At 58.6% G+C, this 21,836-nt stretch carries 19 protein-coding genes; 10 read left to right on the top strand and 9 right to left on the bottom strand.

From position 1 onward, the window contains the following. Positions 1 to 17: 17 nt before the first annotated feature. Both QMX88_RS20005 and QMX88_RS20000 read right to left on the bottom strand, forming a co-directional pair. Entirely contained in the window at positions 18 to 347 is a 330-nt protein-coding gene (locus QMX88_RS20005) for an AprI/Inh family metalloprotease inhibitor (RefSeq protein ID WP_282371959.1), read from the bottom strand. A gap of 115 nt (positions 348 to 462) precedes the next feature. Further along, positions 463 to 1,878, bottom strand: a complete 1,416-nt coding sequence (locus QMX88_RS20000) for a serralysin family metalloprotease (protein ID WP_282371958.1) — start codon at positions 1,876 to 1,878, stop codon at positions 463 to 465. Positions 1,879 to 2,348: 470 nt separating this feature from the next. On the opposite strand from QMX88_RS20000, the gene QMX88_RS19995 reads away from it, so the two are divergent. Together QMX88_RS19995 and QMX88_RS19990 are read left to right on the top strand one after the other, a co-directional pair. Then, on the top strand, positions 2,349 to 2,579 hold the full coding sequence (locus QMX88_RS19995; protein ID WP_192174776.1) for a hypothetical protein: 231 nt from the start codon (positions 2,349 to 2,351) through the stop codon (positions 2,577 to 2,579). A 220-nt stretch (positions 2,580 to 2,799) separates the two neighbouring features. Beyond that, positions 2,800 to 3,798 carry a bile acid:sodium symporter family protein gene (locus QMX88_RS19990; protein ID WP_282371957.1) on the top strand — a complete coding sequence of 333 codons (999 nt, stop codon included), beginning with the start codon at positions 2,800 to 2,802 and terminating at the stop codon, positions 3,796 to 3,798. 75 nt (positions 3,799 to 3,873) lie between these two features. On the opposite strand, the gene QMX88_RS19985 is transcribed toward QMX88_RS19990, so the two are convergent. The 6 genes from QMX88_RS19985 to QMX88_RS19960 form a co-directional block, all read right to left on the bottom strand. Further along, the gene (locus QMX88_RS19985; protein WP_282371956.1) at positions 3,874 to 4,134 is read right to left on the bottom strand and encodes an Imm32 family immunity protein; all 261 of its coding nucleotides are present in this window, start codon (positions 4,132 to 4,134) and stop codon (positions 3,874 to 3,876) included. A gap of 21 nt (positions 4,135 to 4,155) precedes the next feature. Then, positions 4,156 to 4,530, bottom strand: coding sequence for a hypothetical protein (locus tag QMX88_RS19980; RefSeq protein ID WP_282371955.1), 375 nt, complete (start codon positions 4,528 to 4,530; stop codon positions 4,156 to 4,158). A 253-nt stretch (positions 4,531 to 4,783) separates the two neighbouring features. Beyond that, positions 4,784 to 5,206 carry a hypothetical protein gene (locus QMX88_RS19975; RefSeq protein ID WP_282371954.1) on the bottom strand — a complete coding sequence of 141 codons (423 nt, stop codon included), beginning with the start codon at positions 5,204 to 5,206 and terminating at the stop codon, positions 4,784 to 4,786. A gap of 610 nt (positions 5,207 to 5,816) precedes the next feature. Next, positions 5,817 to 6,449: a hypothetical protein gene (locus tag QMX88_RS19970; protein ID WP_282371953.1), complete on the bottom strand. Its 633-nt coding sequence runs from the start codon at positions 6,447 to 6,449 to the stop codon at positions 5,817 to 5,819. 1 nt (position 6,450) lies between these two features. After that, on the bottom strand, positions 6,451 to 11,100 hold the full coding sequence (locus QMX88_RS19965; RefSeq protein WP_282371952.1) for an RHS repeat-associated core domain-containing protein: 4,650 nt from the start codon (positions 11,098 to 11,100) through the stop codon (positions 6,451 to 6,453). Positions 11,101 to 11,565: 465 nt separating this feature from the next. After that, positions 11,566 to 12,009: a hemerythrin domain-containing protein gene (locus tag QMX88_RS19960; protein WP_192174772.1), complete on the bottom strand. Its 444-nt coding sequence runs from the start codon at positions 12,007 to 12,009 to the stop codon at positions 11,566 to 11,568. A 208-nt stretch (positions 12,010 to 12,217) separates the two neighbouring features. On the opposite strand from QMX88_RS19960, the gene QMX88_RS19955 reads away from it, so the two are divergent. The 3 genes from QMX88_RS19955 to QMX88_RS19945 all read left to right on the top strand — a co-directional run bounded on the left by QMX88_RS19955 (position 12,218) and on the right by QMX88_RS19945 (position 15,349). After that, a complete protein-coding gene (locus tag QMX88_RS19955; RefSeq protein ID WP_192174771.1) occupies positions 12,218 to 13,159 on the top strand; it encodes an aliphatic sulfonate ABC transporter substrate-binding protein in 942 nt (313 codons plus the stop codon). Positions 13,160 to 13,174: 15 nt separating this feature from the next. After that, positions 13,175 to 14,500 (top strand): LLM class flavin-dependent oxidoreductase, encoded by a 1,326-nt coding sequence (locus QMX88_RS19950; protein WP_282371951.1) that lies wholly within the window; start codon positions 13,175 to 13,177, stop codon positions 14,498 to 14,500. 126 nt (positions 14,501 to 14,626) lie between these two features. Further along, complete coding sequence (locus tag QMX88_RS19945; protein ID WP_282371950.1) at positions 14,627 to 15,349, top strand: alpha/beta hydrolase; 723 nt, start codon at positions 14,627 to 14,629, stop codon at positions 15,347 to 15,349. Between the two features lie 23 nt (positions 15,350 to 15,372). Here QMX88_RS19945 and QMX88_RS19940 read toward each other — a convergent pair whose 3' ends face one another. Beyond that, complete coding sequence (locus tag QMX88_RS19940) at positions 15,373 to 16,227, bottom strand: LysR substrate-binding domain-containing protein (protein ID WP_282371949.1); 855 nt, start codon at positions 16,225 to 16,227, stop codon at positions 15,373 to 15,375. A gap of 308 nt (positions 16,228 to 16,535) precedes the next feature. Between QMX88_RS19940 and QMX88_RS19935 the strand changes: the two genes are divergently transcribed. The 5 genes from QMX88_RS19935 to QMX88_RS19915 are packed head-to-tail and all read left to right on the top strand — an operon-like array spanning position 16,536 to position 21,680. Next, positions 16,536 to 17,378, top strand: coding sequence for a transporter substrate-binding domain-containing protein (locus QMX88_RS19935; protein ID WP_282371948.1), 843 nt, complete (start codon positions 16,536 to 16,538; stop codon positions 17,376 to 17,378). 52 nt (positions 17,379 to 17,430) lie between these two features. Continuing rightward, the gene (locus tag QMX88_RS19930) at positions 17,431 to 18,279 is read left to right on the top strand and encodes a transporter substrate-binding domain-containing protein (protein ID WP_282371947.1); all 849 of its coding nucleotides are present in this window, start codon (positions 17,431 to 17,433) and stop codon (positions 18,277 to 18,279) included. A gap of 16 nt (positions 18,280 to 18,295) precedes the next feature. Then, positions 18,296 to 19,735, top strand: a complete 1,440-nt coding sequence (locus QMX88_RS19925) for an FAD-binding oxidoreductase (protein WP_282371946.1) — start codon at positions 18,296 to 18,298, stop codon at positions 19,733 to 19,735. Further along, the gene (locus QMX88_RS19920) at positions 19,732 to 20,949 is read left to right on the top strand and encodes an aminotransferase class I/II-fold pyridoxal phosphate-dependent enzyme (RefSeq protein ID WP_282371945.1); all 1,218 of its coding nucleotides are present in this window, start codon (positions 19,732 to 19,734) and stop codon (positions 20,947 to 20,949) included. The genes QMX88_RS19925 and QMX88_RS19920 overlap by 4 nt, the downstream gene beginning before the upstream one ends. After that, a complete protein-coding gene (locus tag QMX88_RS19915) occupies positions 20,946 to 21,680 on the top strand; it encodes an amino acid ABC transporter permease (protein WP_282371944.1) in 735 nt (244 codons plus the stop codon). Before QMX88_RS19920 ends, QMX88_RS19915 begins: the two co-directional genes overlap by 4 nt. Positions 21,681 to 21,836: the final 156 nt, after the last annotated feature.

The following is a 21,836-nucleotide window of genomic DNA, read 5'->3' as shown; positions in this document are numbered from 1 at the left end:
TCATCCTTGAAAAAGAGTCAGGAGCGTGGGGTGGTGCTTGCGGCGTCGCGTTGCAGAAAAAGGGTGCGGCCGTCGGGCAGTCGGGCCATGTAGAACCCTTCTCGCTGGCGACCCATGTGCACCAGGAGTTCATCGTGGTTGTCGACCAGCGCGATGCCATCAGGCGTCGGGTACCAGGTGGCCGGTGTGCCGCCCAGCCAATGGCCGGCGCAGGCCAGATCCCCGGCAAGCTTTCCGTCCTGTTCTTGCAGAATCAATGTGCAGGGTTTCTGCGCATCGTCCTTGGGGTAAAACTGCCAGGGACCGGCCAGTTCGGCGGGGCTCGCGAGACGTAGGCTGCTGGCCATGAGGGGGGCTCCGCTTAAGGTGAAAAGCGTCGTGAACAGACACGCCGCGGTCTTCCAGTTCATTGATCTGCTCCGGATCAGGCAGGGACGGCGTTTGCACGCCGCCCCCTCAGGCTTAAACCACGATGTCTGTGGTGGCGGCCTGGCCTACGGTGTTAACCAGGAAATCGGCCGCACGGTCACCCGTGAAGTCAATCGACAAGGTGCTGCCGGTGCTGATCTGGGACAACACGGCCTGACCTGCCGTGCCGCTGAACGCACTGACGAACGTCAGCGGAATGTGGCTTGTCGCAAACTCCGGCATGGCCGACAGATCGATTTTGTCCTGACCGCTGACAAAGTCCATGATCTGGTCCGGGGCCGACGGCCGTGAGTCGCTGCTGGCCGCGAATACAAACGTATCCGCCCCCGTACCGCCCCACAGTTTATCGGCACCGCCGCCACCGAAGATGATGTCATTGCCGACACCGCCACGGAGTTCGTTGGCTGCGCCATTGCCAATGATCAGGTCATTGCCCGAGCCGCCAATGGCGTTCTCGATGACCACACCTTTGGCAATGGACACGTTGCCCACCAGGCCGCCGACATCCGAAAACGAAGCCTCGTTGAGGTTGATTTTCTGGTTGTTGGTGTAGCCGGAGAAGTCCAGGGTGTCCTTGCCACCGCCATCCCATACCGCGAACACCAACTTGGACGACGAAGACGTCGCCGAGTAGTAGTCACGATCTGCCGTGGAGTTGAACCCGTAGGTGGTGTCTGCGGCGCGTGTCGCGAGATTGGCACCGTACAGCTTTTGTACGGCGGTAATATCGTCGAGCAGGGGTGCCGAAGCGTAGGCCCCTTTGGCGTTCTGGCCGGTGTTGGTTTCGCTCCAGTAGCTCATCACGCTGTAGCCGCGAGTGTCCTGGGCGTAGGTGGCATCGGCATAGGTCGGGTTGCCGTTGCCGGCGTTGTAATCGCCGGGGTGCGACAGGCCCAGGGTATGGCCGATTTCGTGGGTGAGGGTCTGGCGCCCGTAGTTGTTGGTGCCAGGGTTGGCGTTGACCTGGTAGCTGCTGTTGATCATGTACCAGGACTGACCTGCATACGAACCGCTATCCGGGAGATAGGCAAACGCCGCGCCGCCGTTGTCACCGCTGTAGTTGCCGAATGTCATGTGCCCGTCACCGCCGGAGTTGGCTTGGGTGAAGGTGACTTTCGCTACATCGGCCCACGACTGCATCGAAAGCTTGGCCTGGGATTGTTGCAGTGCCGAAAAGGCGCTGAACGTGCCCAGGGTGCGATCGAAATCGGCGGGTCGGCTGGTCAGGAAGGTGTAGGTCAACTCGATGGTGCCGCTCCTGTTTGAGTCTGCCCATGCGGCATGGTCGCGCAAGATGTAGTCGGCTGCCTGGTCCACCGTGTACGACGGTTTTCCATTGATCGGGCTACCGCCTCGGTCGTACTGGTGGCTGAACGTGTTGATCTGGTTGTATGCAGCGCTTGGGCCCTGTGGCGTGACGCTGAGGGCATTGAGTTTAAGTTTCGACATTCAGACATATCCTTGTCTGCGTGAAAAAAAACGACCGAATGACCTCAGGTGCGAGGTCATCCAATCACTCGCTTGGTGCATGAAGCGAGGAAAAACTGGCACAGGGTTGGGACGATGGTCCAGCGATTTCATCGAAAATGTATCAAGATTTCTCAAAACTGTAACAAATTCGACAAAAATTTGTACTCAGGTGACACGCTGGCGTTACACCTTTTGAGAATTGGGGTGGTCAGCAGCCCTGCGCGACAGGGTTGTCAGCGACGGGGAAAGTGAGGGTGATCAACCGGTCTTTCCCAGACCGCTTTGATGGGGCAAACGAGTAATGGATGGCCATGCTTCTGTTGGTCTGAACTTTGCTAAAGCCCTGTTACAGGCGGCCTCGATCACAGAAAATTGGCGCGAAGGCACTCCTGAAATTACCTTTAGTTTTGAATCGGCATGCCCTACGACGCGCATGCCCGGAGCCGGCCATGAGTACTCTCTCGGAAATTGCAGCAAACCTTTTGAAACGCGAAGACAGTCCCGAGAAAGCCGCTGCGCAGGCTGGCCCCCGTGGACCGATGGGTTGGGAGCAACTGATGATGCTCTCGAAAGAGAAAGACATCGTGAAGTGGCAGGCCGCGTTGTCCCGGCTCATTGCAGACAATCCCGGTCAGCGTCGAGTGACCGTGATGCGCGTGATTCAGGGCGGTCTGGCCTGACATTACCCGGGGTGTGGTTGGTCCGCTTGTCGACGCAATGTCTCGCGAGCGGCTCGCGCTGCTTCTAGTGGGACCGGCTTTAGCCGGGAATGGGTCATCTGTAGGTCCAGACCGTCCGGAGTGTCCGTTAGCCGCTATTGATCGACATATTGGCGTTAGTCGGCAGGTACATTGCGCGCTAAAGTGACGGGCATGTTCCTGGCACCTTCGGATGACGCAGATGACCCGCCCCCGTTTTCTCCCTGACAATTTCACACTCATGCTGATCACCGTGGTGATCATCGCCAGCTTCCTGCCGGCCACCGGGCAGGTGGCCGTCGGCTTCGGCTGGCTGACCAACATCGCCATCGCGCTGTTGTTCTTTCTTCACGGCGCCAAACTGTCCCGCGAATCAATCATCGCCGGCGCGGGGCACTGGCGCCTGCACTTGCTGGTGTTCGGGCTGACATTCGTCCTGTTCCCCTTGCTCGGCCTGGCACTCAAACCCGTGCTGTCGCCCCTGATCGGCAAAGACTTGTACATGGGCATTCTGTACCTGTGCGCGCTGCCGGCGACGGTGCAGTCGGCGATCGCTTTCACCTCACTGGCGCGCGGCAATATTCCGGCGGCGATCTGCAGCGCGGCGGCCTCCAGCCTGTTCGGGATATTCCTGACCCCGCTGCTGGTCACGCTGTTGCTGAACGTCCACGGCGAAGGCGGCTCGACCCTCGATGCGATCGTCAAGATCAGCGTGCAGTTGCTGCTGCCGTTCATTGCCGGCCAGATCATGCGGCGCTGGATCGGCGCTTGGGTCGGACGCAACAAGAACTGGCTGAAATTCGTCGATCAGGGCTCGATCCTGCTGGTGGTCTACGGCGCGTTCAGCGAAGCCGTGAACGAAGGCATCTGGCAGAAGACGCCGGTCTGGGATCTGGCGGGACTGGTGTTGGTGTGCTGCCTGCTGCTGACACTGGTGCTCGTGGCTGCGACCCTGCTGTCCAAGCTGTTCGGCTTCAATCAGGAAGACCGCATCACCATCCTGTTCTGCGGCTCGAAGAAAAGTCTGGCGACCGGCGTGCCGATGGCGCAAGTGCTGTTTGCGGGGAGCACGATTGGGCTGTTGATCTTGCCGCTGATGCTGTTTCACCAGATTCAACTGATGGTGTGTGCGGTGGTGGCCCAGCGGTATGCGCAGCGGGCGGAGCCAGTGGCGGAGTTGATGGCGCAGGTTGATCCTTGATTCTGGTGATCAACTAATTGGCGTGATGGAAAAGCCCCGATGATTCGGGGCTTTTTGCGTTTGGAGTGAGTGGGCTTATTCGTTCGTAAGGTCAATAAGCTCTCGGTTCAAAGCGATAAAATCCACATGGGTTTCATGAGAGAAATTTTCGGCGAAGTCTTGAAGATGGAGGTGTTCCACACCGTATTGCGCCATTTCGTCCGCTGCATTGATCAGGAAGTTTCCTAACGCTCTCATGGTTTCGGAGTCCGCGATGATCGATATTTCATCAAGCTGGATGCTTTTATGGCTGCCGGTTGCCGTGCCATGTGCGGTAAACGCTGAGAGATTTTTCATAGCTTGGATTCCTGGCATCGCTTAGTTAAGGGAGTCGTCCCCTCTTAATCCTAGATATGTTGGCCGGTTGATAAAGACGTCGATATCGTCAAGAGCATCTTGGGCTCGGCCAGACAGGGTGCTGTGCTTAAGCTTTTCAAACAGCACGGGAATCACCAGAGATTTATCAATTACTTTATGCATACGGGCAACGTGGCCTATGCATGTCATGGCCAGCCCCCTGACGTCGTCATTGCGATGCTTCTCTATTACGTCTATACACTTAATCTGAATCCATTCCGGATCATCGATATTAAAGCAAAGATATAGAAGCGCATCCGTCGCTACCGTCATATCCTCCGATCGCAACATGGCCTCAAGTTTCTGTTTGTTGTACTGAGGAGTGTTGGTGCTCATTTTTTTATCTTTCCTTTGCCTATTACCATACCGGTTTTTCTCAATGCCGATTGTCGTTCGCTGTGCAAATCACACCAGTAGAGTACGTGTCTATGAGGTTTTTCATCAAGAAAAACAATGCTCTGCTTTTCTTGATCAGACAATAAGCAGTCTTCAGAATTGAATCGCCAAGCGATTGGGTAGACTTCGGAGTCTACGATGTAGGGCAGTTTAGTCATTGAGCTAAAGGGGTCCGTCCCCTTAATCCGTCTGCTTAAGCATGCTTGGCTTTAACCTCCAGAGCCTTGACTAGGCGACGGTAAGCGGACGAATAGTTCTGCTTCTTCAGAGAAGTGCGAGTCCATTCCTGTTGATGAAAGTCCATTGTATATTTTATCGCGTTGGTCGCAGCTTTATTTAGTGTCCCCGTTTCATCAAAGTCACTTTCTAGAGTTTTAACCTGATACCCCTCCCTTTGGTTGTTACGGCTGAACCGCACCACTAGTGAATCATCGAAGATTACCGCGCCATCTTTTTTGTCATGAAAAAAATAGAACGTCAGCGGTTTAACGACTTCAGGATGGTGCTGGCCGTAGTTAATGTACTCTTTTAACAAGGATGTAAGTCGAACTCCTTTCAATACTTTAAAGCCGCTCCCTACTGGTTGGTCCTGAAAAAAATAGCGCTTGAATACCACACCTACAAATCTTTTTTTGTGAGTTACATTGTAGAATTTCTCAAAAAAGTGATAGTCATTGACTTCGCCTGCTAGCTCGTAGTCGTTAGCGATAAGTTCGTCCGGTGAAAAGCTCTTGAGTCCGAGTGCCTCAGGGCTTTTGATGGTGGCATCCTTTAAAAAGAAAAAAAGATCTCAGAAAAAGATGATTTCAATGCTTTCATGATTGCTCCATTATTTATTTGGAGATTGGATTTGTTCCGTTAGTGTAATGTTTCTTCAAGATGCTACCTACCTCGTTTAGCTCAGTGACCCTTCCGGAGTTGGGTTTATGCGAAATTCCTGCCTGTGAAGCTTTGACCAAACGACTTACATTTTTTGAGTCGTCAAGATAGCTGGCAACACACTTACATGCTTTGCGCCAGTGAGATTTACTCATGTTGCGTGTCGCTCTATCTGCCGGCTCGAGTATCACATGCGAGCCTTCTGTGTCCGGTATCAAAGTTATATGGCCACCTCTAGAGCTGAAGGGGGCCGCCCCCTTTAACCAAAATAACAGAGCCTGGATGAAGCGACATTAGCGGCAAGCATTGCCGTTTCTCAAGGTAGGACATATCAATTAATCTTGAGGTTAATAATAGATAAGTTCGCGTGTGCTTTTAACAAAACTGATTTCCGCATGATCCGCAATTATCTCTTTGAATTCGCTGAAGAAAAAATCTAGATTCGAGGAAAAAACGATAAACGCATCGCGGCCATGTTCGCCTGATACCACCCGCCGCATTACATAGTGACAAGTCTTGTCTAGAGCTTCATATAAATCTTTCCCGGTGATCGACAAACGCTCGTCTTTAAGCATGCTGGCAAGAGTTGACATCACAGGCATCGCGGCAGGCCTGTGTCTTGAGATCACTTTATATTTTTTTAGGTCAGCTTCATATTTTGAGTGTTCGCTCAGCAATGATTCAAACTTGCCATCTTTTTCCCGAAATAATAGTCGAGAAATTCGCACGACGTCCTCTGCCTGCGGTCGCTTGACGCTTAAATGCTGTAAATCAACTGAATAGCATCTGGAAACCAGCGTGCGAATTGCGGCATTACCATGAGGTGTTGTATGGAAACCAACATTATTTTGTAAGTCGGTTGCCATTAGTAGCGCAAACTCATCATGATTTCCCGCAGACATTTCGGCTATGAGATTATCCACTTGAGTTCTAAACTCCGGGAACTCCGCTTTGAAGCACATAATTTTGTAGTGTTTCATCTCAGTGTCCTTTACGTCCTGACGGATAGGTAAATATTAACACCTCACCTTTTTTATTTGTCGCGTGGACATGAGGCATTTCATGGTGGTCCGGTTGTCCAGGCCCAACCAGGTCAGGATGTCCATCCGGGTGGTCAAATACCTCTAGCTGCTGTTCTTCAACTTCGCGGCCGAGCGTGGCAATTCCTCTTTTTTTTAGGTAGGCACAATTTACTCCACGGCTACTAGGGTGGAGTCGTTCCATTGGAATGTCGCTTCCACCCTTACTCACTCGCGGAACCTGTGCATGTTGCTGCGCCTTCTTCATTGCGCTCCTACGGCTGTTCGTTGCGATGACTTTATGCAAACCGAGTGGGTCGATCCACTCCACCGGGCTTGGTGCGTATGTATAGAGGTTTAGCCCTCCGACATAACCAATCGGATCCTTGCTAATGAACCGCCCGACCTTTGGATCATAGTACCGATGCCGGTTGTAGTGCAGGCCGGTTTCGTGGTCGTGATATTGGCCCTGGAACCGGATCGGGTTGGTCAGGCCGACTTGTTGGGCGAATTCAGAACGCTGTTCCTGCGCTTCGCCCCACGCTTTGTATTGTGCGCTCCAGGCGGTGTTGCCGTTTTGATCGGTGATTTCCTGGGGCGTGCCGAGGTGGTCGCATTGGTACCAGGCGAGGACGTGGATAGGCATCGCTGTGGGTTTGTAGTTCCAGAGCGGATCTTCCTTGAAGTTGTAGCGCCCGGTGTAAGTTGGCTGGCTGACGAGGCGGATGGTTTCGTGGCGGATGGCCTGGGCCACTGGCACGAAAGTGCCGGGTTCATGGATGTAGTGGACGGTTCGGCCGAGGCCGCCGGCGTATGGCGGAGGGCTGCTTTCCCACGCCAGGTTGTCGCCATCCCAGCCGTACAGGGTGAAGCCGCAGCCGAGCTCGCGCTCTTTGCTGGCGTGTTCGTTTTCATTCCAGCCGGTGCCGGCTTCGGGCCGCGGGCGGTAGTGGGCTTTGGAGAGTTTGTAGAGGCGACGGCCGAGGGGGTCGTAGCCGAAGTCGACAGTGAGGCGCGGATCTCGAAAATGCACAAGGCGATCAAAGAGGTCCCAGTGCAGCTCGCTGCGCAGGCCGTTGGTCCAGCGCTCGGTCTGGTTGCCGCGTTCGTCGTATTCGTAGTGGTTGCCGGCGTAGTCGCGCAGCAGGTTGTCGATCAGTTTGTGGCGGACCGGTTCGGGGTCGAGTGGGCGGCGTACGGGTGCGGCGCTGTCATCGAGCAGGTTGCTGGCCGGGTCGAAGGCGAAGGTTTCGGTGCCGAGGCGACTGGTTGCGGCGAGCAGGCGGCTGACCGGGTCGTATTTATAAGCAAGGACCCCACGGCGGCTGTCGTTTATGTCGGTGAGCTGCCCGGCAGCGTCGTAGGTGTAGGTGCGTTTGATGACGGTGGATTTGTCGTCTGCTCGGCCCAGTAGCTGTTTTTGAAGCCGTCCTGCCGGATCCCAGCTTTGGGTTTGCAGGAGTTGGTTGCCCTGATGGCGGGCGATTTCGCGATGGAGATCATCGCGTTCGTAACTGAGCAGTTCTTGCTCATCCAGCTTCAACCCAAGCAGATGACCGCTGCCGTAGGTCAGCCAGCAGACGCGATGGCCGTCCGGGCGGATGGTCGCGACGCGATTATTAAGGGCGTCATACTCATGCTGCCAGACGGCGACCAGTGGTTTATCCAGGTTCGAGTAATGCTGATGCTCGCGCAGGAGGTTACCGGCGGGATCGTGGAACCATTGCAGTTTGCTGATGGCGTTGGTCGCCATGACCAGATGGCCGTTGCCGTCATAAGCAAACGTCTCGCTTTGGGATTGCTTTCCTAGCGTGGCCCGGCGTTCGGTGAGGCGGCCCATCGGGTCGAATGTCAAAGCAATGGAGCGCTGGCCGTTGATAGTCTCGGCAAGGCGCCCGGTTTCCGGGTCGTACTGATAGTGAGTCGAGCGCCCGTCGAAGCCGCTGTCTTCCAGCAGCCTGCCGACCGGATCGTAGTGAAAGTGGGCGCGGCGTTCGTTTTCGTTTTCCAGCGCGACGAGGCGGCCAAGCTTGTCCCAGCGGTAACGCAAGGTTTGCTCGGCAGCGTCGACGCGTTCGGCGATAAATCCCGCAGCGGTGTAGCGCCAGGTGGTGCAGCGTTCCAAGCCATCGGAGTGTGCGAGCAGCCTGCCTTCGGCGTCGCGGCTAAAGCGTTCTTCGGTTTTGTCCGGGTGTTTGATCAACACCAAATGGCCTGATTTGTATTCGTAAGCGGTGCTATGCCTGGCCGGGTCGGTGAAGCGGATCATCTGGCCGCGATCGTCGTACTCCCAGCTACTCACCTTGCCCGAGCAGTCGGTGTACTTAACGAGTTGTCCGGCGTCGTTGTAGGCCAACGCCTTCTTGTTGCCGTTGGCGTCCTTGATCGCCGTAGGAAGACCGAACGTGTTGTAGGCGTACTCGGTAACGTTCTCTAGCGGATCGGTCGCCTCTACGAGATTGCCGCGATGGTCATAGTCCCGTTTCCACAACCCGCCTTCGCCATCGCTAATCTTGATCAGGTGGCTTTTGTCGTCGTAGGCGTAATTGATCACGCTGTGATCAGCGCGGGTGTGTTCCGTCAGATTGCTGAGCTTGTCGTAGCGATACCGATCGACGCTCCCGTCTGTATGGACGTGGCGAATTATGTTTTTGGCGGCGTCGCGGAAGAACCACTCGGAACGCCCGTCGGCGTGGCAGATGCGGTACGTGTAGCCGAGGCTGTCGTAGTAGTGCCGGGTTTCGTGGCCCAAAGCATCGGTGACGTAGGTCAGGCGGATATTTTCGTCCCACGCCAGCCGCGTATCAAAACTGCCGTCGTCCGCCCATTCGCGGATGGCTTTCGCGTCGGGGCCCTTGCCTTGCCACTGCAAATTCAAACCACGACTGGTGCGGTCGGTGTAACGCGTGATCAGGTGATCTTGATACTGATAACGCCAGGCAGCGCCGTTCTCGTCCTGCGCAAGAACAAGGTCACCAAAATCGTCGTACTGATACGCGCACAGTTGGCGTTTAACGTCGCCATCACGAATTTCCCAAAGGCCCGTCAACCGCCCCTGATCGTCAATCAAAGTGCCCAGGCGAAGATGGACTTTGTTTACATCTTTCTCCGAGTAAGTCACCAGCTCGGAGAGCACCAACCCCCCACCGTGCCGATGCTCGTGATGCAGCATCACCCCGGCGCCATTGGGCAACACCTTGTTGATCAGAACAAAACGGTCACCCCGGCGAACATAGGTTTCCCTGTGCTCAAGCCCCCGCATCAGCACCAACCGATCTTTGCTGGGGCGAACAACGGTCAGGTTTTCAATGGCGTTGAAGTGAAAGAGTTTTACCTTGGGAAGAGGAAGTTCATGGCTGCGACCATCGGCGTCGTGGAAGACCAAACCGTCGCCGACGAGATCGAAGCGTGTAGTAAACGGCGTAATCCACCGCGCACCGATAACATCATCATCAAACGCATCCAGACTCGAACAATAGGTCCGCGCCCACTCAATCGGAAAAGGCCCTGGCAGGCTGAAATCGGTATGGGTAACCGACTCCGAACCCATCGCAAAACTGATGCTCCTCGCCGTCGACCCACAGGCGCATTCACAAGGGCACGGACACGTACAGTTCTTCCGCTTGTTAGGCCGGGCTTTCGCAGGCTTCTCGAAACCAACCGCCTCCAGCTTCCCTTCGCCGCCCTGGCGCCTGGCCTGATTAACAATCCCCGGCTTGATGTTGAACGACTGCCCGTGCCCGTTGCGGGAGCGCCAACTGACAACCGCGCCCGCCAACGTCTGCAGCAACGCCCCAATCGAGTTTTGAACCCCAGGATCCGCTAGGCCATTAATCTGGACCCGAAGCTCTGACCCCATGGCACGCAACGACTCGGCCTGCCTGCGGATCGGGTCTTTCAGCGCTTCAGGCACAAGATGTTCGACGGTGCCGTTGACGATTTTTTGGCCGGCGGCGATGTAAACGTCGGCAACCGCGATGAAGATGTTGGAAATCGCGCCATTGGGATCGTAGTCCCACTGCTTGCGCCCATCGCTGATCAGTTGCACCGCCTCAAGCAGATTGCCCTCGGCATCGAGATCGCCGTTGACCACGCTTTCCAGAGCCTTGGCGATCTCGTTCAGCACGCCTTCGCCCAGCTTCCCCGCCTCATCGAGAATGCCAGCGAGCTTCCCCTGCGCCTGGGTCACAAAGTCATCAAGCGTCCCAACGATGTCTGCATTGAGGTGCCCGATCAGCACCTCGATCAGTGAATCACCCAGCACCATCTTGCCCGCCTGATGCATCTCCTGGCGCACCAGAAACAGCGTCGGCCGCAGGCTCATCCGCGCTGCCGCCATGGTCGGCGGCGTTGGCAGCACACCAATCAGATTGATGCCCAAGCTGACCCAATCCAGCGGATCGCGCTTCTCGCTCGTGGCCAGCCGAACGATGTCATTCAGCGCATCGACCAGTGCCATGATGTTGCCCACCACGGGCAAAAATCCCGCAGCGTTCTTGATCCGCTCAAGCGACACGACCCCGCCGCTGATGTCCTGCAGCCAGGCATCGACATTGGCCGCACCGGCGCCAACGTCCTCAAGCTGAATCAGATCAAGCGGAACGATCGCCACCTGAGGCTCGTTTTTTGCGTCACTGCCGGACGTAACTGCGGGGTTTGCCAACGATGCTCTCCGTGCTCAAGAAACCATCCGAAGAAGGCATGAATGCCAATCCGGGGGCCACGGAGATATCAAGGGCTGTGCCAGCTATGAATTAGCCGAACAAAATCAATAAGTTAAGCGATAAAAAGGCAGGTTTGAGCGAACGCCAAACCAGAGAACCCATAAAGCCTGCGCAAGAAGTTGCGCACGGCTGTGCAACGTCTTGCGCACTCGCCTGTAGGCCACAAAACCCGTGGCTTCCAGAGCAGCAAGGCCTCTAAAACACACAATCAAGTGCGCAACTTCTTGCGCACACCACCAGACCCGCACCCAACCGCTCTTCACCCGAAATACGGCATCGCCAACAAAATGCGGCAGCGAAAAACGACCAAAAAAAAGCCCCGAAATTCGGGGCTTTTCAGCATTCAGAGCGGCTCAAGCTTTGGCCAATTGCTCCTCATACTCCTTGTGATACTCACGGGCCAGCGATTGCTTCTGCTTGTCGTCCAGCAGTTTGCCCGCTGACTGGAAGAACTTCTGCTCTTCTTCCTTCAGGTGGTGATGGACCTTCTCCGACAGCTTCTTGGCCGTGGCCATCCAGGACGGGCTGGACATCTCGGTTTCGTCGAGCTCTTCCATCATCTCATCCATTTCATGGTGCTCGGAAATGGCATGGCGGCTGAGGTCGACGCCGTTGTCGAATTGCATCAACGGGATATAGAAGAAGCGCTCTTCGGCGGTTTCATGGGCCTGCAGTTCAGCTTTCAGCTGTTTGTAGACCTCGACACGCTCCTCGCTGTCGCCATGGGTTTGGATCAAGGCATCGGCATAGCCGCGTTGCCGGTCATGACTCTCTCTCAGGGCTTCAAAAATGTTCACGGGTGCTCCTTGGTTCGGCGACGGACTGATGTGCTTATCCCTAGACCGCAGCGGGTATTCAGCCGTTCCGTTGCGCTTCGGGCATATGCATAGATCTATAAGTTTCTTTCATAACCCACGTCGTTTTTTATAATGAAAGTGAAGCTGTTTCGATGTGCTCATTCGTTTTTGCGCTGAGCGCTCCTCCTGTGCCCGTTCAAGGATCCTCATGTCCCTGCGAAAGATCATCGTGGCCGCAGCATTAATGCTGGCGACCCTCACCGCTCACGCCGAGCAGGTCATCAACATCGGCTATCAGCGCTCGTCCACGCTGTGGATTCTGCTCAAGAACGACGGCCAGTTGGAGGAACGGCTCAAGCCGCTGGGCTTCACCGTCAACTGGCATGAATTCAGCAGCGGGCTCTTGAGTGCAATGAACGCCGGCAGTGTGGACCTGCATGCCGATGTCGCCGATGCGTTTGCCTTGTTCACGCAAGCGGCGAATGCGCCGCTGACCTACTACGCCCGTGAGAATCCTTCCCCGACAGCGCAGGCCATCATCGTCCCGGACAGCTCACCGATTCGCAGCGTTGCCGACCTCAAGGGCAAAACCGTTGCGGTGTCGAAGGGCTCGGGCAGTCATTTTCTGTTGATTTCGGCCCTGAAGAGCGCCGGGCTGACCCTCAAGGACATCAAGCCGATTTACCTGGAGGCGCCCGATGGTGTCGCCGCGTTTGCCAGCGGTAACGTCGACGCCTGGGCGATCTGGGACCCTTTCCTGGCGACCCAGCAACGCGAGCATCATGTTCGCGTGCTGACCGACGGCTCCGGCGGCATTGCCAACTACAACCGTTTTTACGTGGCCAACACGAGCTTCGCCAAGGCCCATCCCGAGGTGCTGCAAGTGGTGTTCGAAACCTTGCATCAGGCCGGGCAGTGGGTGAAAGGTCATCCCAAGGAAGCCGCGGCGAATCTGGCGCCGCTGTGGGGCAACATCCCGCCTGAGACCGTCGAGCTGGCCAACAGCCGACGCAGCTACGACATCGTTCCGGTCAAGGTGGATGAGCTGGCCGAGCAGCAGCGCATCGCCGACTTCTATTTTGAAGCCGGGATGATCCCCAAAGCGCTGAAGGTGTCCGACATCGCTGTCTGGACCCCGCACGCCCAATAAGTCAGGAGCGCGATCATGAGTCGTCACATTCACCTGTCGGCGTTCCTGCTGACCGGGCCGGTTATTCACAGTCATGCGGTCTGGCGCCATCCCGAAACGGTCGGCCATTACCTGGATCCCGAGTATTACGCCCGCACGGCGCGGGTGGTGGAGGAGGGCCTGTTCGATTTTCTGTTCTTCGCCGACCGGCTGGCGGTGGGTGACCAGATGGGCGGCTCGCGGGACGTGGCCCTGCGGTATGGCGCGCAGGATGCGACGCGTCTGGACCCGCTGCCGATTCTGTCCTACCTGGTCGGGCAAACGAGCAAGCTCGGCCTGGGCGCTACCCGCTCGACGACCTATTACGAGCCGGCGCACATCGCTCGGGAGTTCGCCACGCTGGATCATCTGTCCAAAGGCCGCGCTGCCTGGAACATCGTCACGTCGATGAACGACAGCGAAGGGCGCCTTTTCGGCAAGGACAAGCACCTTGAGCACGACCTGCGCTACGACCGCGCTGACGAGTTCGTCGAAGTGGCCCTGAAGTTGTGGCGCAGCTGGGCGCCGGATGCACTGAAGCTGGACCGGGAAAGCGGCGTGCTGGCCGACCCGTCGAAGATCACGTCGGTGCAGCATCACGGCGAGTGGTTCAAGGTTGAAGGGCCGCTGAACATTCCGCGCACGCCCCAGGGTCGTCCAGTGCTGATTCAGGCGGGTTCGTCGGGGCGTGGACGGCGGTTCGGCGCGCGCTGGGCCGAAGCGATTTTCACCATTCACCCGCACCTCAAGGCCATGCACGCGTTTCGCCAGGACGTGCGCGAACAGGTCGTCGAGCAAGGCCGCCACGCCGACAGCTGCAAGGTGCTGACGGCGGTGATGCCGTTTATTGGTGGCAGCGAAGCCGAGGCGCGGGCCAAGCGCGACAAGCACAACGCATTGGCGCGTACGGAACTGGGTCTGGTCACCCTGGCGTCGCAACTGAACGTCGATCTCTCTCCGTTTCCACTGTCGGCGACACTGGCAGAGATCGCACGCTCGCCGTCTATACCGCCTGCTGCGGCGGAGAAGCTGCTGATGCAGGGGCCGGACACGACGCTGGAGGAACTGGGCCGGATTTTCGCCAGCAGCGTACGGGTGCCGCAACTGGTCGGCACGGGGGCACAGATTGCCGATCAACTGGCGGAGATGTTCACCCTGGGCGGCTGCGACGGGTTCGTCATTTCCCCGGCATATCTGCCGGGCTCGTTCAGCGAGTTTGTCGAAAGCGTCATTCCACACCTGCAACGCAAAGGGCTGTTTCGCACAGCGTATGAAGGCTCGACCCTGCGTGAGCATCTGGGGTTGGAGGCGCTGGACTCCTGAACCCTGCGCCTGAGAAATTCATACTCCGTACAGCCACCTGACAGCTTTGCGCGATCATTGACGGGCTGACATTCGCGACATGCTGCGTATGATGAGCCCGAAGTTTTTCGCAAAAGGCTCACGCTCATGATGAAGTTTTTCGCCGCGCTGCTGTGTGTGTTTACCGGCATGGCCCACGCAAAACCCGCGCTGCTCACGGATCTCGCGCTGCCGTATCTGGCGGCGGCGCCCGCTGAATCCAGAGACAAACCCCTGATCATTTTCCTGCACGGCTATGGCAGCGACGAGCGCGACCTGCTCGACATCAAAAACGATCTCTCCCCGGGTTACACCTACCTCTCCGTGCGCGCGCCGCAGGAAGTCGACGGCGGCGGCTACAAGTGGTTCACCCAGGACACCGACCAAGCCGAATACGAAGGCGTGACCAGCGATGTCGACAAAAGCACCGACTTGCTGCGGACCTTCATCCAGCAGGCCACCGAGAAATACCAGACCCAGCCCGACAAAGTGATCCTGGTCGGCTTCAGCCAGGGCGCGATGATGAGCTACCAGATCGGCCTGCAATACCCGGAACTGGTACACGGCATCGCACCGCTGAGCGGCAAGATTCTCGCGTCCCTCCATTCACGCCTGAAGCCCGATGAGCGCCTGAAATCGCTGAAAGTGTTCATCGGCCATGGCTCCGCCGACACCCGCGTGCCTTACTCGGGCGCAACCGATGCCAAGGCGGTGCTGGAGAATCTGCTGATCGTTCCGGAGTTTCATTCCTACGCCGGGGCGGGGCATACGATTACAACGGCTGAAGTGGCGGACTTGAAGCACTGGCTGGAAGCGCAACTGCAAAAATAATCACTTGGAAGAGGCCAGGGCCGCTATAGGCCCTGACTGCCACGAATCAATTCATACGCCCGGCGCGCCAGCGGATTTACCGTATTGGGACGAATCCACAGGTAATAAGTGACGTCGGGCATTCGCGGCAGACCGTCGGCTTCCCCCAGTACCCGCATGTCCGGCCCGAGCATCTCCATGCTGCGCGCCGTGACGCCAAGGCCCGCGCGCGTGGCCGCCTTGATGCCGATCAGGTTCGACGCCAGGTACGCCTGACGCCATTCGATGTCGGCGCGCTCCAGTGCTTCGATGGCATAGCGCCGGTAAATACTCGGCTCGTCCACCAGAATGAGCGGTATCGGTTCGCCCGGGACGTGCAGGTACTGCGCCGAGCAGATCCACCAGACCGGCGACGTGCGCAGGGCGAATCCTTCCAGCGCCGAAGCCTCGCGGGTCGAGATCACCATGTCGACCTTGCCCCGATGCAAATCCTCCATCAGAAACGGGCTTCGACCGACGTCGATCTCCAGTCGCAGCTTCGGCGCAGAACGGGCGATGTGGCTGAGGATGGGCGGCAGGATGGTGTCGGCGATGTCGTGGGGCGAGCCGATGCGCAGGACGCCGCTCATAGTGCTTTCGCGAAGGGAGTTGAGCGCGTCGTCGTTCAGCGAAAGCATCTGCCGGGCGTGGCGTAACAGCTGCCTACCGGGTTCGGTGAGTTGCTTTTGACGGCCCTGTTTCTGGAACAGGCTGACGCCAATCTGCTGCTCCAGACGCTGCATGTGTTGCGTCACCGACGACTGCGTGCGCGACAGGTGCGCCCCCGCGCCAGCGAAGCTGTGGTGATCGACGACGGCGACGAAAGTGCGCAGCAGTTCGAGGTCTAGGGTGGAGGACATTGATGGTTACTCGTTTAAACGGTTCATTACCCGAAGCGCTATCCCTTGTAGGAGTGAGCTTGTATTACATCAGCTGAACGGGCTAATACATTACGGAATTTTATGAATGGGGAAAGGCCTTTTTTTAAAAATATCGATAAGACCCAATAAAATAAAGCTTATGCCTTTTTGTTCTGACACCTAAAACCAGAAAGTTATAACCATATTTGATATTTGAATTTCCGTTAGTCGCGCACCAACCCTAGGATGCAAAACACACAGGCGCTCATCTGAAAGCGCCGAGCCGATGATCATTCCAGGGGAATTCCATGCCGTCCACGCGTTCGCCACTTGCTCGTATCCTGCCGCTGATGATCGGCGCCACCGTGACGCTGGGCGCCAGTTTGGCTGCGCAGGCCGACGCCACCCTGGACAAGATCGAACAGCGCCACCGCGTGGTGGTGGGTGTGCTGCTGTCCGGCGGCCCGTTTGGCTCCATTGACCCGAAGACGCAGAAACCCGAGGGCCTGAACGTCGACATGGCCCAAGACCTCGGTCGTCAGCTCGGCGCCGACGTGGAACTGGTGCCCGTGCTGCCCGCCAACCGCGTGCAGTTCCTGCAGCAGGGCAAGGTCGATCTGCTGATCGCTAACATGGAGTGGACCGCCGAGCGCGGCCAGCAACTGGGCTTCGTACCCACCCCGTTCTATCGCGTCGGCGGCACGGCGGCCGTGCTCAAAGACAGCAAGATCACCCGCTGGGAAGACCTCAAAGGCCAACCGGTCTGCACGTCCCAGGGCAGCAGCTACGTCAAGCCGCTCACCGAATTCGGCGCTGAACTGAAAGCATTCAAAAGCTCCTCGGAGTCGTTGCTCGCCTTGCGGGGCAACAACTGCGTCGCGGCCGTACACGACGCCACGCTGATCAATCCATTGGTGGCCGACAGCCCGGAATGGCAGAACTACCGCGCCCTCAGTCCCGAACTCAATCCTGCGCCGTCTGTGATCTGGACCCGCCCCGGCGAGACCGACACCCAGGCGAAACTCGACGCCATCGTCAAGGGCTGGCACCGCACCGGCTGGCTGATCGACGCCGAGAAGCGCCACCACATCACCCCGGCCTCGCCAGCGCTGGTCGAGCTGCACGACGAGTTCCAGGCCGCGGGCGCCTGAGTTGCTGCTCTTTTTCGCCCGGTTTTTCAGGTTTCCTAAAAGGCATTCGTTCATGAGCAGCTTTTCCATCGGCAAGACCCTGTCCGCTATTGGCCTCTCGATCGGCCTGGCAATGGGGGCGACCCTGGCCCACGCCGACGCGACGCTGGACAAGATCAATCAGCGCCACAAAATCAGCATCGGCGTGATCCTCAGCGGCCCGCCGTTCGGCACCATCGATCCGAAGACCGGCGAGCACCTGGGCTACAACGTCGAGCTGGCCAAGGGGATCGCGCAGAAGCTCGGCGTCGAAGTCGAAACCGTTTCCGTGCTGGCCCCCAACCGCGTGCAGTTTCTGCAGCAGGGCAAGGTCGACATCCTGATCGCCAACATGCAGTACACCGATGAGCGCGCCGAGATTCTCGACTACGCGCCGACGCCTTACGAGGAAGTCGGTGGCGCCGCGCTGATCCGCAAGGGCGCGGGCATCAGCAAATGGGAGGACCTCAAGGGCAAGCCGGTTTGCGTGTCTCAGGGCAGCAACTTCATCAAGCCATTGCAGGAAACCTACGGCGCTGAAATCAAAGCGTTCCGCAGCCAGTCCGAGTCGCTGTTGTCCCTGCGTGGCAACGGCTGCGTGGCCGCCGTGCACGTCAGTCCGACCATGCACGCGCTGCTGGATGATCCGGAGTGGGCCGACTACAACCTCCCGCTGGCCAACGACCTGATCCCGTCGAAATCGGTGATCTGGGTGCGCAAGGGCGAGCACGATACCGAGGCAAAAATCGACGCGATCATTCGCGACTGGCACCGCAGCGGCTGGCTGATCGAACTCGGCGAACGCACTGGCATGGCCCCCTCTCAAGCCCTGCGTGACCTGCACGAACAGTTCCGCAACGCAGCGCCGCTTGCCACCAAATGACCCCATGAGGCCAGCGATGAACAGCGATCTGTTCCAGACGTTGCAGCAACTGATCGGCGCCAGCCATGTGCGGCCGGGCGCCGAATCTGCGGCGCAACTGACCGACAAGCAGGGCAGTTACGTCGGCCAGGCACTCGCTGTGGTGCGTCCGGCCGACACCGACGAGGTCGCGGCGGTGGTCCGCGCCTGTGTCGCCCACAGGGCACCGATTGTGGTGCAGGGCGGCAACACCGGGTTGATGGGCGCGGCAACCCCGGATGCCAGCGGGCGTTCGGTGTTGTTGCTGCTCGATCGCTTGAATCGCGTGCGCCAGATCGATACCGACAACGACACGCTCACGGTCGAGGCCGGCTGCATCCTGCAGAACATTCAGGAGGTGGCCCGGGAAGCAGGGCGTCTGTTCCCCCTCAGCCTGGGCGCGGAGGGCAGTTGCACCATCGGCGGCAACCTCGGTACCAACGCGGGCGGCACCGCGGTGCTGCGTTACGGCAACACCCGCGAGCTGACCCTGGGCCTGGAAGTGGTTACCGCCGAGGGCGAGATCTGGCATGGGCTGCGGGGTCTGCGCAAGGACAACACCGGTTACGACCTGCGTGACCTGTACATCGGCAGTGAAGGCACGCTCGGCATTATCACGGCCGCGACGCTCAAACTCTTTCCGCTGCCCAAGGCGCAAAGCACCGCGTTTCTGGCGTTCGATTCGCTGGGCCAGGCGGTGAGTTTCCTGTCCCATGCCCGCGCCGGTTTCGGTGCCAGCCTGACCGCATTCGAACTGCTCACCGCCGATTGCCTGGCGTTGCTGCGCGAGCAGTTTCCCGAAGGTCCTCAGCCGTTTTCGAATGCCGCTCAACCCTGGTTCGCTTTGCTGGAACTGTCCGATAACCACAGCGAAGCCCATGCCCGTCAGGCGTTCGAGGACGTGTTGGGCAGCGCCTTCGAAGAGGGCCTGCTGGCTGATGCGCTGATTGCCGAAAGTCTGGCCCAGAGCGAGGCGCTGTGGCTGCTGCGCGAGAACATGAGCGACGCGCAGAAGCGGGCCGGACGCAACATGAAGCACGACATCTCGATCCCGATTTCGCGCATCGTCGAATTCGTCGAACACACCGACGCCTTGCTGCAACAACACTTCCCCGGCGTGCGCAATTTCACCTTCGGTCATCTGGGCGACGGCAACCTGCATTACAACGTCGCCCACCCACTCGATTCCACCGTCGAGGCACACATGACCCACTACTCCGAACTCAGCCAACGGGTGCACGACAGCGCCCATGCCCATGGGGGTTCGATCAGCGCCGAGCATGGCATCGGCCAACGCAAGCTGAGCATGCTGCCGCGCTACAAAAGCGCCGTCGAACTGGACCTGATGCGCCGCATTAAACAGGCGCTGGACCCTCTCAATCTGCTCAATCCAGGCAAGGTCCTGGCGAGCGTCGAAAGCCGGAGCACCGCCCCATGAGTGTTCGTTTGTCCAAGCGTATCCAGCGCGTTTCGCTGTCCGCCAATGCGGCGGCCAAATCCCGGGCCAACGCCTTGCGTGAGGCCGGTCACGACATCCTTGACCTGACCACCGGTGAGCCGGATTTCGACACGCCCGAGCACATCAAGCAGGCGGCGTACACAGCCATCGACGCCGGTGCGACCAAGTACACGTCGACGCCGGGGGTTAAAAAGCTGCGTGAAGCCGTGCAGCGCAAGTTGCAGCGTGAAAACCGTCTGGACTACGCGCTGCCGTCGATTGTCATCGGCAACGGCGCCAAGCAGGTCATCTTCAACGCCTTCGCCGCCACCCTGGACGATGGCGATGAAGTGCTGGTGCCGGTGCCTTACTGGCCGTCGTTTCCGGACATCGTGCGGGTCAACGGCGGCGAGCCGGTGTTCATCGAGTGCGGCCTGGAACAGGGCTGCAAACTGACCCCCGCGCAACTGGAACAACACATCAACGAGCGCACCCGCTGGCTGATCCTCAACGGCCCCGGCAACCCGAGCGGCGCGGTGTACAGCGAGGCGGAGCTGCTGGCGCTGGCCGAGGTGTTGCGTCGTCATCCCCACGTGCTGGTGCTGCTGGACGAGCTGTACGAGCACATTCGTTTCGACGGTCAGTCTGCGCTTAGCCTGCTCAACGTCGCGCCGGACCTGCAATCTCGTGTCATGTTGATCGGCGGGGTGTCCAAGACCTACGCCATGACCGGCTGGCGTATCGGCTTCGGCGCCGGCCCTCAAGCCCTGATCGGCGCGATGACGGTCATGCAGTCGCAATCCACGTCCGGCGCTTCGTCGGTGGGGCAGGCGGCGGCATTGGCAGCGTTCGAAGGCGGCCTGGGTTTCTTGCCGGACCAGATCCAGGCTTACCGGCAACGCCGCGATCTGTTGGTGGCCGCGTTGACCGACGTAGACGGCCTTGATGTGCTCATACCCGAAGGTGGATTTTTTGTCTTTGTCCGCTGTGCCGGATTATTGGGACGCGTTCGTCCCGATGGCCAGCGCCTGACTAACGACAGCGACGTGGTGGATTACCTGCTGGAGCAGGGCGTGGCCGGGGTGGCCGGCAGTGCTTACGGTCTGTCTCCGTGGTTCCGTTTGTCCATCGCAACGGCCACCAGCAGCGTGATCGAGGCTGGACGGCGCATCGCCAACGCCTGCGCCCGGTTGCGGGTCGAGGCGCTGGCATGAGCCATTGGCTTGAAGGGTTCGTGCACTGGACGGCCGCGTTCGGCCTGAACTACAGCTTTTTGCTGGACGCCTATCAGCGCGGTTCGATGGTCAATGGCGCGCTGACCACCGTCTTGCTGTGCGCATTCACGATCGTGGGCAGCCTGTTGGCAGGCCTTGCGCTTGCCGCGATGCTGACCAGCGGCAAGCCCTATCTGGCCAGACCTGCGCGGGCGTTCATCGAAGTGACCCGCAACACGCCGACGCTGGTGCAGCTCTACTGCGCGTTCCTGGTGCTGAACATGCTGCTGACTCAGGCCGTTGGCGCTGCGAACCTGCTGACGCCGTTCGCCTGGGTGGTCATCGTGATCTCCCTGCACAAGGGCGCGTTCCACGCCGAAGCCTTGCGCGCCGGCATTGAAGCGGTGCCGAGCGTGACGCTGGAAGCGGCGAGCTCCCTGGCCTTCAGCAGCCGCCAGTTGCTATGGAACGTGCAACTGCCGCTGGCGATGCGTTTCGCGCTCCCGTCGCTGATCAACAACCTGATCGATCTGGTGAAAATGACGGCGGTGGCGTCAGCCATTGCCGTAGGCGACATCACCTACGCCTCGATCATGATCTGGACCCAGAGCGACAACGTGCTGGAACTGATGATTCTGCTGCTGGCGTTTTTCGGCCTGCTCAGCTTCGTCGTCAACTGCGTGGGCCGTGCCCTCGAAGCCAAATTGAGGATGCCCGGTTATGGCCATTGATTCGTCTGTGGGCGTGCCGGCCGGGTGGCCGCGTCGGCATCCGGGCACGCTGGTGCTGCTGGCCGCGGTGCTGCTCTGGCTGGTCTTCGGCGCCCCGAAAAGCCCGGTGTTTGCGGCGCTCCTGGAGTGGTCGGCCGCCCCGGGGCCCCGCGGTGG

Source organism: Pseudomonas sp. PS02290 (genome assembly GCF_029960075.1).
In the GTDB taxonomy this organism is placed as follows: Bacteria; Pseudomonadota; Gammaproteobacteria; order Pseudomonadales; family Pseudomonadaceae; genus Aquipseudomonas.
Note: the sequence above shows the minus strand (reverse complement) of the source record. Positions and strands in the feature narration are given on the sequence as shown.